Here is an 11,908-nt window from a genome sequence, read left to right on the forward strand (position 1 = left end):
TCAGCGAGTCACCTCGATCTGCAGCTCGGTGACCCATTCGTCGCGGTTTTCCGGGCAGTGGAGAGAGACCTCGCGCGACAGGCCGAGGGCGCGGTAGCCGTTGTCCTCGATCCAGTGGGCGAGAGCCTGCATGGTCGTGCCGACGTGATCCATCGAGCCGGTGTGGATGATCGCGGCGGCGGTCTCGATGCCGGCCAGGTTCAGGAAGCCGACGTCGGCGCCCTCGGAGACCCCCACCTCGACGGCGGCGTGGACCATCACGGTGCCGTCGTCCTCCGGGAGGTAGTAGGCGCAGCCCGGCCCGGTGATCTTGATATCCGCCTCGCAGAGCCGCTTCATCAGCTGGGCGTAGAGCGGCTGGATGACCGGGCCGATGTCCTCGCTGTCGTAGCTGGCCGCCCGGCCGCTGAGCTCGGCGATCCGCATGGGGGCGACCTTCTTGAGCACGACGTCGTCGGTGCGCATGTGCCCTTCCCTCTCTATCGTGCGGAGTCTCGCCTCCACCCCGCGCAACCTGGCCAGATCGGCGCTGATCTGCTCCTCCAGCTGGGCGCGGCGCAGCCGTACCATGCCGTGCAGTTCCTCCGTGCTCACCTTGTCGTCGAGGATCGCACCCACCTGCTCCAGCGTGAACCCGAGGTCCTTGATCGCGACGATCCGGTTGAGCCTGGACAGCTGGGCGGCCTGGTAGGAGCGGTAGCCGGTGGCCGGGTCCACGTGCGCGGGCCTGAGCAGCCCGATCGCGTCGTAGTGGCGCAACATGCGCACCGACACCAGCCCCAGCCTGGCGAAGTCTCCGATGCTGAACATGACGCCCCCAGATGTAGCCCCTCACACGGTGTCAGGGTCAACACTACGATGCCCGCATGCCCCGAACCTCCCTGTTCGTCGTGGTCCTGCTGCTCACGGGGTGCGGGGCCGCGCAGCCCGCCGCCCCCACGCGGACAGACGCCGCGCCGCCCACCGTCCCCACCCGGACGAGCGCCGCGCCGTCGTCGGCGCCGCCCTCCGCGCGCGTGCGGCAGACGTCAGCGCGGCCCGACGACATCGACGGCGACGGCTTCTCCGACCTGGCCTTCCAGGTCCGGATCGCCGACCGCGAGCGCCTGGTCATCCTGTACGGCTCCCGCCGCGGCCTCGACCCGGCGCGACGCACGGTGCTCAGCCGGTTCGTCCCGTGGATCATCGACGGCGGCCTCCACGCCGACCTCGACGGCGACGGCTTCGGCGACGTGCTCGCCTTCGGGGCGGCGGGCGGACTGGACGAGCCGCAGGCGCCCAGCGTGTTCTGGGGCGGCAAGTCCGGCATCGCCGCCGACGCCGTCCCCACCCCGATCGCGAGGGCGATCGACGGCGGCGACACGCACCGCGCGGTCACCGGCGACTTCGACGGCGACGGCGCGGCCGACGTGGCGATGGCGGTGCTGGACGAGTCCCGGCCCGGGCTGGCCCTGCTCTACGGGCCGTTCGACCGCGAGGGGACACCGGCCCGGCGGGTCGTCCGTTCCTCTCCGACCGGCGAGGAGTTCTGGCGCATGACGGCCGACCGGATCGGCGCGTGGCCGGGCGGGCTGGTGACCTTCGAGGGCGACGACGGAGAGCAGCAGCCGGGCTGGCTGCTCGCCGGACGCCGGGGCGGGCCCGCCGAGCGGGCGCGCGAGCTCACCCCCGGCATGGCGGCGGCCTTCGGAGACTTCGACGGCGACGGGACCAGAGACCTGGCCGCCGGTGACGACGGCTCGCGCAACGACGAGCCGGGCGAGGAGACGGAGCCGCCCGAGGTGGACCGCACACTGACCGTCTACTACGGCGACGGGCGCGAAGGCCGCTTCAAGGGTGCCAACGGCCAGGCGATCGCGACCGACCTGAACGGCGACGGCCACGACGACCTGGTCTTCGGCAGGGGGAAAAGCCACACGGACGCGCCGGAGGGCCTCTCGCCCCCGAACGTCCACTGGGGCGGTCCCGGCGGCCTCGGCCCCGGGCGGCCTCTGCCCGGAGCGATCGGCACCCCGCTGGCCTCCGGCGACTACGACGGGGATCGCGACGGAGAGGTGGTCCTCATCGCCGAGGGCAAGATCCAGGTGACCGACGGCAGGCGCATCGTGGCATCCTTCGACGTCACCTGAGCCCTCAGGCCCAGCCGCCCTGCTTCCTGCGCGTACGGCGGAGCAGCACCAGAAAGAACGGCCCGCCCAGCAAAGCCGTCAGCACCCCGATCGGCAGTTCCGCCGGCGCCCCGGCGGTCCTGGCGATCAGGTCGGCCAGGACCAGTACGCAGCCTCCGGCCAGCGCGGAGGCGGGCAGAAGGACCCGGTGACCGGGACCGGCGACCAGCCTGATCAGATGCGGTACGACCAGGCCGACGAACGAGATGGCCCCGGCCGCGGCCACGGAGGCGCCGGTCAGGAGAGAGGCCAGGAAGATGACGGCCAGCCGTACGCGCTCGGTTTCGACGCCCAGGTGGCGGGCGCCGCGCTCGCCCAGCGCCAGCAGGTCCAGGGAACGCGACAGCAAGGGGGTCAGCGCGAGCCCGGCCACGACGAACGGGGTGACGGCGCCCACCAGCGACCAGGTGGCGCCGCCGAGGGTCCCGAGGTTCCAGAAGGTGATGGAGCGTAGTTGCTGGTCGTCGGCCAGGAAGGTGAAGATGCCCACGATGGCCCAGGCGATGGCGTTGATCGCGATGCCGGTCAGGACGAGGGTGACGACTTCGGTGCGGCCTTGGGTTCTGGCCATGCCGTACACGATGAAGGTGGTGAGGAGGCCGGTGGCGAACGCGCAGACGGCCACCGACCAGTCGCCGAACGTGCTGACGCCGAGGACGATGGCGCCGACCGCGCCGACCGCCGCGCCGGAGGAGACGCCGATGACGCCCGGTTCGGCGAGCGGGTTGCCGAAGACGCCCTGCATGCCCGCGCCCGCCACGGCCAGGGCGGCGCCGACGAGCACCGCGAGCACCACGCGCGGGAAGCGGATCTGCCACAGCACCTCGTGCTCCCCCGGCCCGGCCAGCGCCGCCAGCACCTCGCCGAAGGGCACGTGAACCGCGCCGATCCCCGCCGACGCGACACAAAGCGTGGCGAGCAGCACCGCGAGAGCGGGGATCAGCGCGAGCTTGAGCACCGCGCGGCCGGGACGGGACGCGGCGAACCGCGGTGCCTCAGATGCCCCGTCCCGGCGTGCGGCAACGGTTTCGCGGGAATGGTCCCGCTCGACCGAGGTGTCGGCCTCACGGGAATGGTCCCGCTCGACCGGAGTGTCGGCTTCGTGGGAATGGTCCCGCGACGCCGGGGTTACGGCTTCGCGGGAGCTGTGGGACGCCCGCGAGGCCGCGTTCGAGGTCGTCACCGCTGGTGGAAAGCGGTGACGAGCTTGGCGAGGGCCTGGCCGGTACGCGGGCCCATGCCGAGCAGTTCCAGATCGTCAAGGGCGACCACGCGCCCGTTCTTGGCCGCCGGAGTCTGCGCGACGCCCGGCAGCTTGAGCAGGCCCGCCTCGCCACCGACGGAGTCGAGCCCCATCTTCATGACGAGGATGACGTCGGGCGCCGCCTTCACCATGGACTCGGCGGTGATCGGCTTGAAGCCCTTCACCCCGGCCGCGGTCCCGGCGTCTTCGCCGCCCGCCGCGAGGATCATGGCGTCGGCCCGCGTTCCTGCGCCCCCGAGCTGGTAGGTCTTGGACTGGCCGCGCAGGTAGAGGAAGGCCACGCGCGGCTTCTCGGCTCCGGCCCGCACGCTCGCCTTGGCGGCGTCGATCTCGGCCTTGGTGGCGGCGGCGAGCGCGGCGCCCTTGCCGGGCTCACCCACGGCCTCGGCCACCTGCTCGATCTTGCCCGGCACCTCGTCGACCGAGGCGGCGCCGGTAGGCACCAGGACGATCCGCAACCCGGCCCCCTTCAGCTGTTCGATCACCGGCGGCGGGCCGGCGTCCTCGGTGCCGACGAGCACGGTGGGCTTGAGCGACAGGATGCCCTCGGCGGCCAGCGCCCGCTGGTAGCCGATCCGCGCCTTGCCCTTGGCCTCCGGCAGTCCCATCGCGGACAGGTCCACGCCGACGACCTTGTCGGTCAGGCCGAGCTTGAAGACGATCTCGGCGACGTCGCCGGTGAGCGGGACGATACGCGCGGACGGCGCGGCGGCCGAGGTGGCGGGGGCGGCCGCGGAGCCTTGCGCGTTTCCGCAGCCCGCGAGCGCGATCACCGCCACTCCGATTAGTGCCCCAAGTCCGCGCTTCACGATTCTCCACTCCTCTGCTTAGGTAAGCCTTACCTAAGCAGATGGCCTCGGCGAGGTCAAGAATGACACTGGTTACCGATCGTTCGGTCGGCTAGGCTCCTACCAAACGTTCGGTAGGAGACATGGACACAGGACTACGCATCAGAACCGCCGCGATGCGGCTCTTCGCCGACCAGGGCTACGCGGCGACGAGCATCAGAGACCTCGCGCGGGCCGTCGACATGACCAACGCCGGCATCTACCACCACGTGGCCAGCAAGGAGGCCCTGCTCGCCGACCTCATGCGCCTGAGCCAGCTCGGGCTCATCGACGCGACCGACCGCCAGCTGGCGAGCCTGCGCGACCCCGCCGAGCGCCTGGCCGCGCTCATCACCTCGCTCACCGCCATCCACGCGCTCAACCCGATGACCACCCGCGTCATGGACGGCGAGCTGCGCTCGCTCACCGCCGGCTCCAGCGCCCGCGACGAGATCATCGCCCTGCGCGACCTCTACGAGCAGCGCTGGAAGACCGCGCTGGCCGACGGCGTCCAGCGGGGCGCCTTCCACGTCGCCGACCAGAAGCTGACCCGGCTGGCCCTGATGTCCATGTGCACCGGCACCAGCGAGTGGTACCGCCCCGACGGCGAGTCCACGCTGGAGCAGGTGTGCGCCGAGTTCGTGACGATCGGGCTGGCCGCGGTCCGTTCGCCCGCCCAGGTGACCATGCGGCTTGATCTCACCCTGCTGCCCGAATACCCATGGGAGCCCCATGACGATCCCCGCGCTGCTCCGGCGGGCCGCACGACTCCATAAGGACCGCCCGTTCCTGATCTTTCCCGACCGCACGCTCGGGTTCGCCGAGGTCGACGAGCGCACCGACCAGCTCGCGGGCGCCCTGGCCGGCCATGGCGTACGGCCCGGCGACCGCGTGGCCATCATGCAGGACAACGTCCCCGACTGGCCCCTCGGGTGGCTGGCCGTCCTGAAGGCCGGAGCGATCTCGGTCCCGGTCAACGCCCGTTACCGCTCGGCCGATCTGGCCCACGTGCTGCGCGACTCCGGCGCCGTGATGGCGCTGGCCTCGCCGGACTACGCCCCGTTCATCCGCGAGGCCGGGGTGCCGGTGCTGGAGGAGCGCACCGGCAAGGCGCCGGACGTGTCCATCGATCCTTGGGACATCGCCACCTTCTCCTACACCTCGGGCACCACCGGCTTCCCGAAGGCGTGCATGCTGCCCCACGACTACTGGACGCGTACCGCGGAGGTCATGGCCGACCTGGTCGGGTTCCGGGAGGACGACGTGGTCATGGTGGCCCAGCCGTTCTCGTACATGGATCCGCAGTGGATGGCGCTGATGTGCCTGGTGGGCGGGGTGCCGCTCGTGGTGCTGCCGCGCTTCTCCGCCTCCGGGTTCTGGCCGGCCGCCCGCCGCCACGGCGCCACCGTCACGTACGTGCTGGGCACGATGCCGACGCTGCTGTTCAAGCAGCCGCCGCACGAGCTCGACCGGGACAACCGGATGCGGCTGGTGATGTGCTCCGGCATCCCGGCCAAGCTGCACGCCGCGCTGGAGGAGCGCTGGGACGCGCCCTGGCGGGAGCTGTACGGCTCCACCGAGAGCGGCTCCGACCTGCTCGTCCAGCCGGACGACGACCGTACCGTCGGCACCGGCGCCATGGGCTACGCGCCGCCGGGCAAGGAGGTCAAGGTCCTGGCCGAGGACGGGCAGCCGGGCGAGATCGTGGTGCGCGGCACGCCGATGATGCGCGGCTACTGGAACCACCCCGACGCCACCGCGCACGTCTTCCGCGACGGCTGGTTCCACACCGGCGACCTGGGCTTCCGCGACGAGCACGGCTACATCCACCACGCCGGCCGGCTGAAGGACATGGTACGGCGGGGCGGCGAGAACATCTCCTGCGCCGAGGTCGAGACCGTCCTGGCCCAGCACCCGGCGGTCAGGGCCGCCGCGCTCGTCCCGGTCCCCGACGACCTGTGGGGCGAGCTGCCGAAGGCGTTCATCCACCTCAACGCCGGCCACGACCCAGACGACGCCACGGCCGCCGAGGTCATCGCCCACGCCCGCGAACGGCTGGCCAGGTTCAAGATCCCGGCCTTCGTCGAGTTCGTGACCGGCTTCTCCTACACGCCGTCCCAGCGCATCGAGAAGCGCCACCTGCTCCACCCCGAACGCGACCAGCGCGCCGGGGCCATCGCCATCGAGACCCCGAGGGAGACCACATGATCGACGTCAGCACGCGCGGCGAGGTGACGGTGATCACGCTGCGCCGGCCGGACAAGCTCAACGCGCTCACCTCCGGCATGCGGCTACGCCTGGCGGCGGCGGTACGCGAGCACGGCCACGGCGGCCGCGGCATCGTGGTGACCGGCGAGGGCCGGGCCTTCTGCGCCGGCGAGGACCTGCACGAGGCGGCGGGCAAGTCGCTGCTGGAGGAGGTCGAGACGTTCCACGACCTGACCAGGGCGGTGCTGGAGACGTCGGTGCCGGTCGTGGCCGCGGTCAACGGACTGGCCGTGGGCGGCGCAGCCGAGTGGACGCTGTGCTTCGACTCCCGCATCGGCTCACCGTCGGCCGGCTACTTCCTCCCGGAGAACGGCATCGGCCTGTCGATCTCCAACGCCTCCAGCCTGCTCCTGCGCCGCGTCGTGGGCGGCAGGGCGCTGCGGCTGGTGCTGGACTCGGCCCGGCTGGACGCGGACGAAGCCCTGGCCGCGGGGCTGCTGGACGAGATCGTGCCGCCGGAGTCGCTGGTGGAGGCGGCCGTCGGCCTGGTCGAGCGCTGGACGGAGCCGGGGACGGCGACAGCCGTACACCTGAGATTGCTGCGGCCCGCGCTCGATGACGTCGAGCGCGCCTTCGCGCGGGAGACGGAGGCGGCGCGGGAGGTGGAGGAGTCGGGGATCGCCAAGGACGGCATGCGGCGCTTCGCCACGCGCGCCCGCTGAGCGGTCAGGGGACGAGCAGGGCGGCCACCACCAGGGCGAGCGCGACGCCGACGACCGCGAGGGAGTCGGCCGCCCACGTGGTGGTCACCGGGCCCGCCTCCTCCTTGCGGCGGCGGGCCGCCTCGGCGCGCTCGGTGATCTGGTCGCCCACCCAGTCGGCGTGGGTCTTCCCGGCGAACGCCTCCTGCGCCGCCTGCTCGGCCTTGGTCACGGTCGGCTCGGTCCTGAGCCGGCCGCGCCTGGCCGGAGCCATGCCCCGGCCCTGGGCCTTGGCGCGTTCGCGGGCGGTCGCGGTCGGGGTCCAGAGCCGCACGGACTCCTCGCCCTCGGCCTGGGCGACGGTGATGGCGTGGGAGACCGTCACGTCGCCGACCGAGGCCCATGGCATCACGGTCGTGCGGAACGGGTTGCGGACGGTCAGCACCCGCTCCTGCAGCAGCGTGACCGGCCGCAGCGCGATGAGGTAGATGAGCGCGGTCAGCACGCCCAGCACCGCCCCGGCCACCATCGAGGACTTGCCGGAGTAGCGCAGGACCAGGTCGACGGCGTTGGCCGCGACGAACGCCACCCACACCCACCCGAGCACGTAGGCGAACTTGGAGCGGAAGGCCTGTTTCATGACTGCCACTTGAGCTGCGCGAATCCCGGTTTGATCACACCGTTGATGAGCGCGAGCCGCTCGTCGAAGGGGATGAACGCCGACTTCATCGCGTTCACCGTGAACCACTGCAGGTCATCCCAGCCGTAGCCGAACGCCTCGACCAGCTTGGCGAACTCCTCCGAGACGCTGGTGCGGCTCATGAGCCGGTTGTCGGTGTTGACCGTGACCCGGAAGTGGAGGCGGCGCAGCAGCCCGATCGGGTGGTCGGCGATGGAGGCGGCGGCGCCGGTCTGCAGGTTGGAGGTGGGGCACATCTCCAGCGGGATGCGCTTGTCACGCACGTACGCGGCGAGCCGGCCGAGCTTGGCCGAACCGTCGTCGGCCACGGTGATGTCGTCGATGATGCGCACGCCGTGACCGAGCCGGTCGGCGCCGCACCACTGGATCGCCTGCCAGATCGACGGCAGCCCGAACGCCTCGCCCGCGTGGATGGTGAAGTGCGCGTTCTCCCGCTGCAGGTACTCGAACGCGTCCAGGTGGCGGGTGGGCGGGTACCCGGCCTCCGCCCCGGCGATGTCGAAGCCGACCACGCCGACGTCGCGGTAGCGCACGGCCAGCTCCGCGATCTCCATCGAGCGGGCCTGGTGGCGCATGGCCGTCAGCAGCGTGCCGACCTTGATGCCGCGGCCCTCCGAGCCCTGGCGGAAGCCCTCCAGCACCGCCTCGACGACCTGGTCGAGGCTGAGCCCGGTGGTGGTGTGCTGCTCGGGGGCGTAGCGCACCTCGGCGTAGACGACGCCGTCGGCGGCCAGGTCTTCGGCGCACTCGGCGGCCACGCGGATCAGCGACTCGCGCGACTGCATGACACCGACCGTGTGGTCGAAGGTCTCCAGGTAGCGTACGAGCGAGCCGGAGTCGGACGCTTCCTGGAACCATTCGCGCAGGTTCGCCGGGTCGTTGGTGGGCAGCCGGTCGTAGCCGGACTCGCGGGCCAGATCGACGATCGTCTCGGCCCGCAGACCGCCGTCGAGATGGTCATGGAGCAGGACTTTCGGCGCGCGCCTGATCTCGTCTGGGGTCGGCTGCTGGCTCATCTCGCCATCATAATGTGCCTTGATGGCCATCCTCATCGGACGAGAACACCCCACCGCGATTCTGCGCGGCGAGGTCGGACGCGCGCTCACCAGCCACGGCTCGCTGGTTTTGGTGACCGGCGAGGCCGGCGTCGGCAAGAGCACGCTGGTCGCCGAGGCGGCCGGGCACGCGGTGGCCGCCGGCGCCCAGGTGCTGAGCGCCGCCTGCTGGGAGGGCGAGGGCGCCCCTGGCTACTGGCCGTGGGTGCAGGTCGTGCGCAGGCTGGACCCCGCCGCCGACGTCTTCGAGTCCGCGCGCACCCCCTTCGAGCTGTACGACGCGGTGACCGCCCTGCTGGTAGCCCTCTCGCGCGAGCGGCCCGTGGTGATCGTGCTGGAGGACCTCCACTGGGCCGACGCCGCCTCCCTCAAACTCCTGGAGTTCGTGGTACGGCACGCCTGGTTCGAACGCATCCTGGTGATCGGCACCTACCGGGCGGGCGAGGCCGAGCTGCCACCGGAGCTGAAGGCGACCACGCTGGCCCTGTCCGGCCTCGGCCGCGAGGAGGTCGGCGAGCTGGTCGCCCAGACCACCGGCCTGCGGCCGGACGACGAGCTGGTGACCGAGATCCACCGGCGCACCGGCGGCAACCCGTTCTTCGTCGAGCAGGCCGCCCGGCTGTGGCAGGGCGGCAGCCCGCTGGACACGATCCCGGCCGAGGTGCGCGCGGCCGTCGAACGCCGCCTGTCCCGGCTGTCGGGCGAGGTGCATGAGACGCTGCGGGCAGCGGCGGTGCTGGGGCGGGAATTCGCCGACGCGGTGCTGGAGGCGAGCGTGGGGCGGGGCGTGGCCGTACCGCTGGGGCAGGCGGTGGCGGCCAAGCTGGTCGCGCCCGCGGGAGAGGGGCGGCACGCGTTCGTGCACGATCTGGTGCGCGAGGCGCTTTACGCGGAGCTGGACGAGGCGGGCAGGCGGGCGGGGCATGCGGCGGCGCTCGACGCGCTCGGCTCCACAGGCGCCTACCCCGCTTCGCTGGCCCACCACGCGTACCTGGCCGCCGTGCCGGAGGCGCCCGCCCTTCTGCTGGCCGCCGCCCAGGACGCCGAGGCGCGGCTGGCCGACGAGGAGGCCGTGGGGCACTACCGGCGGGCGTTGGAGCTCGTGCCCGAGTGGGAGCGGGCCCGCCGTACCGGGATCGAGCTCGACCTCGGGCTGACGCTGCAGCGGATCGGCGAGCATGAGGAGGGCGGGCGCGCGATCGAGGCGGCCATCGCGGCGGCCCGCAAGCTCGACGACCCCGGCCTGCTCGCGCACGCGGCGCTCAAGCTGTACCACCTCGGCTTCCCCGACTTCGTGCGCGAGGCGCACCGGCGGCTGGCGCGCGGTGAGGTCGCGTCCGCCGACGACGTGGGCGAGCGGCTGAGCGGCCTGGCCGCCGACCGGGCCAGGCACGCGGGTGACGACCAGGCGCTGGCGTTCACGTTGCTGGCCCGGCTGTCGGCGATCTGGCGGCCGGGGACGGCCGGGGAGCGGGTCTCGCTCGCGGAGGAACTGGCCGACGTCGCCACCAGGGCGAACGACACCCAGCACCTGCTCCACGCCCTGTCCTGGCGGGCCGGCGCGCTGCTCGAACGGGGCGACCCCGCCCACACCGCTGCCGACCAGGACTTCCTCCGGCAGGCCGAGCGCTCGGGACTACCGCTGTTCGAGCACGAGGCCATGGTGATCAGGACCAGGCACGCGCTGCTCCAAGGCCGTTTCGACGAGGCCAGGGCGCTGTCGGAGACCGCCCGCGAACTCGGCGAGCAGCCCTACGTCAGCGGCTCCGAACTGCGCTGGACCCAGTTGCTGTCGGCCGCCCTGCTCCAGGGCCGCTTCGAGGAGGCCGACGCGCTGCTGGCCGAGATGCGCGCCGCCCACAGCCCCAACCTGCCCATCTTCGAGGGCGTCACGGCCGCCGAGCGCGGCGACGCCCGCGGCGCGCTGAACCACCTGACCCGGCTCATGGCCGGCGGCGAGGACCTGCTGACCTGGATGGCGCCGCTCTGGCTCCGCTTCCAGGCGCAGGCGGCGGCGCTGTCCAAGGACCCCGAACTCTGCCAGAACGCCCGCGAGGCCATCGCCCCCCACCTCGGGCAGTGGGCGGTGACCTCGACGATCGTCGTGGACGGTCCGTTCGAGCACTGGGCGGCGGTGCTCGACGCGGCCCAGTGCCGCTGGCGCGCGGCCGCCGACGGCTTCACCGCCGCCTACCGCGCGGCCGACCGGCTGGGCGCCCGCCCGTGGTCGCTGCTGTCCCGCGCACGCCTGGCCGAGGTCCTCCTCGCCGCCGGCGAGGACCCGGGACCGCTGCTCGCCGACGTCGCCCGCGAGGCCGAAGAACTGGAGATGCGGGTACGGCTGCCGCAGCGCGCGGCCGGCGTCTTCCGGCTGGACGGCGACGTGTGGACGCTGACCTTCGCCGGGCGCACCGTCCATCTACCCGACGCCAAGGGCCTGCGCGACCTGAGGACCCTGATGGGCAGTCCGGGCACCGACATCTCCGCCGTGGAGCTGCTGAACCCGGCGGGCGGGGCCGAGGCGGTGGCCGCGCGGCGCATGGGCGGCGACGCGGTCCTCGACGACGAGGCCAAGGCCCAGTACCGGCGGCGGCTGGAGCTCCTGGACGACGAGATCGACCGGGCGGCCGTGCGGGGGAACGACCAGCGGGTCGCCGCCCTCGACGCCGAACGGCAGGCGCTGCTGTCCGAACTCCGCAGGGCGGCGGGACTGGGCGGACGCACGCGCCGGCTGGGCGACGAGGCGGAACGGGCCCGCAAGGCCGTCACCAACCGCATCCGCAACACGCTACGCCAGCTCGACGACCGCCACCCCGACCTGGCCGCCCACCTACGCGCCGGCATCTCCACCGGCGCCACCTGCCGCTACCAGCCCGCCGACCCCATCACCTGGACCTGGTAGCCCCCAGCCCCCGGGCTCCCGGCATTCCGGTCCCTTGGAACGTCACGGGTTCGGCAACACGGGCACGGGACCCCACCGCCACG

The 11,908-nt window shown here is 72.6% G+C and carries 10 protein-coding genes; 5 read left to right on the forward strand and 5 right to left on the reverse strand.

The annotated features are described in order from the left end of the window. Entirely contained in the window at positions 1–810 is an 810-nt protein-coding gene (locus ACIBI5_RS30870) for a MerR family transcriptional regulator (protein ID WP_397252237.1), read from the reverse strand. 56 nt (positions 811–866) lie between these two features. Between ACIBI5_RS30870 and ACIBI5_RS30875 the strand changes: the two genes are divergently transcribed. Further along, positions 867–2,129, forward strand: a complete 1,263-nt coding sequence (locus tag ACIBI5_RS30875; protein ID WP_397252238.1) for an FG-GAP repeat domain-containing protein — start codon at positions 867–869, stop codon at positions 2,127–2,129. A gap of 4 nt (positions 2,130–2,133) precedes the next feature. Here ACIBI5_RS30875 and ACIBI5_RS30880 read toward each other — a convergent pair whose 3' ends face one another. Together ACIBI5_RS30880 and ACIBI5_RS30885 are read right to left on the reverse strand one after the other, a co-directional pair. Further along, the gene (locus ACIBI5_RS30880; RefSeq protein ID WP_397252239.1) at positions 2,134–3,126 is read right to left on the reverse strand and encodes a FecCD family ABC transporter permease; all 993 of its coding nucleotides are present in this window, start codon (positions 3,124–3,126) and stop codon (positions 2,134–2,136) included. A gap of 221 nt (positions 3,127–3,347) precedes the next feature. Then, a complete protein-coding gene (locus tag ACIBI5_RS30885) occupies positions 3,348–4,241 on the reverse strand; it encodes a hemin ABC transporter substrate-binding protein (protein ID WP_397252240.1) in 894 nt (297 codons plus the stop codon). 122 nt (positions 4,242–4,363) lie between these two features. On the opposite strand from ACIBI5_RS30885, the gene ACIBI5_RS30890 reads away from it, so the two are divergent. Genes ACIBI5_RS30890 through ACIBI5_RS30900 form a run of 3 tightly spaced genes read left to right on the forward strand, consistent with a single transcriptional unit; the run spans position 4,364 to position 7,189 of the window. Then, positions 4,364–5,035: a TetR/AcrR family transcriptional regulator gene (locus ACIBI5_RS30890; protein WP_397252241.1), complete on the forward strand. Its 672-nt coding sequence runs from the start codon at positions 4,364–4,366 to the stop codon at positions 5,033–5,035. Further along, entirely contained in the window at positions 4,992–6,467 is a 1,476-nt protein-coding gene (locus ACIBI5_RS30895) for a class I adenylate-forming enzyme family protein (protein ID WP_397252243.1), read from the forward strand. Before ACIBI5_RS30890 ends, ACIBI5_RS30895 begins: the two co-directional genes overlap by 44 nt. After that, the gene (locus ACIBI5_RS30900) at positions 6,464–7,189 is read left to right on the forward strand and encodes an enoyl-CoA hydratase/isomerase family protein (RefSeq protein ID WP_397252244.1); all 726 of its coding nucleotides are present in this window, start codon (positions 6,464–6,466) and stop codon (positions 7,187–7,189) included. The genes ACIBI5_RS30895 and ACIBI5_RS30900 overlap by 4 nt, the downstream gene beginning before the upstream one ends. Positions 7,190–7,193: 4 nt before the next feature. Here the strand turns inward: ACIBI5_RS30900 and ACIBI5_RS30905 are convergent, their stop codons facing one another. Together ACIBI5_RS30905 and ACIBI5_RS30910 are read right to left on the reverse strand one after the other, a co-directional pair. Beyond that, positions 7,194–7,808, reverse strand: a complete 615-nt coding sequence (locus ACIBI5_RS30905) for a PH domain-containing protein (protein ID WP_397252245.1) — start codon at positions 7,806–7,808, stop codon at positions 7,194–7,196. After that, positions 7,805–8,884 (reverse strand): adenosine deaminase, encoded by a 1,080-nt coding sequence (locus ACIBI5_RS30910; protein ID WP_397252246.1) that lies wholly within the window; start codon positions 8,882–8,884, stop codon positions 7,805–7,807. The genes ACIBI5_RS30905 and ACIBI5_RS30910 overlap by 4 nt, the downstream gene beginning before the upstream one ends. A 22-nt stretch (positions 8,885–8,906) precedes the next feature. Between ACIBI5_RS30910 and ACIBI5_RS30915 the strand changes: the two genes are divergently transcribed. Beyond that, positions 8,907–11,825, forward strand: a complete 2,919-nt coding sequence (locus tag ACIBI5_RS30915; RefSeq protein ID WP_397252247.1) for an ATP-binding protein — start codon at positions 8,907–8,909, stop codon at positions 11,823–11,825. Positions 11,826–11,908: the final 83 nt, after the last annotated feature.

The sequence above is a fragment of the Nonomuraea sp. NPDC050540 genome (genome assembly GCF_044457485.1).
GTDB lineage: Bacteria > Actinomycetota > Actinomycetes > Streptosporangiales > Streptosporangiaceae > Nonomuraea.

Bases quoted from the DNA above. Each gene is read 5' to 3' on its own strand.
- ACIBI5_RS30870 (WP_397252237.1), bottom strand. From the start codon at position 810: ATGTTCAGCATCGGAGACTTCGCCAGGCTGGGGCTGGTGTCGGTGCGC.
- ACIBI5_RS30875 (WP_397252238.1), top strand. From the start codon at position 867: ATGCCCCGAACCTCCCTGTTCGTCGTGGTCCTGCTGCTCACGGGGTGC.
- ACIBI5_RS30890 (WP_397252241.1), top strand. From the start codon at position 4,364: ATGGACACAGGACTACGCATCAGAACCGCCGCGATGCGGCTCTTCGCC.
- ACIBI5_RS30895 (WP_397252243.1), top strand. From the start codon at position 4,992: ATGACGATCCCCGCGCTGCTCCGGCGGGCCGCACGACTCCATAAGGAC.
- ACIBI5_RS30900 (WP_397252244.1), top strand. From the start codon at position 6,464: ATGATCGACGTCAGCACGCGCGGCGAGGTGACGGTGATCACGCTGCGC.
- ACIBI5_RS30905 (WP_397252245.1), bottom strand. From the start codon at position 7,808: ATGAAACAGGCCTTCCGCTCCAAGTTCGCCTACGTGCTCGGGTGGGTG.
- ACIBI5_RS30910 (WP_397252246.1), bottom strand. From the start codon at position 8,884: ATGAGCCAGCAGCCGACCCCAGACGAGATCAGGCGCGCGCCGAAAGTC.
- ACIBI5_RS30915 (WP_397252247.1), top strand. From the start codon at position 8,907: ATGGCCATCCTCATCGGACGAGAACACCCCACCGCGATTCTGCGCGGC.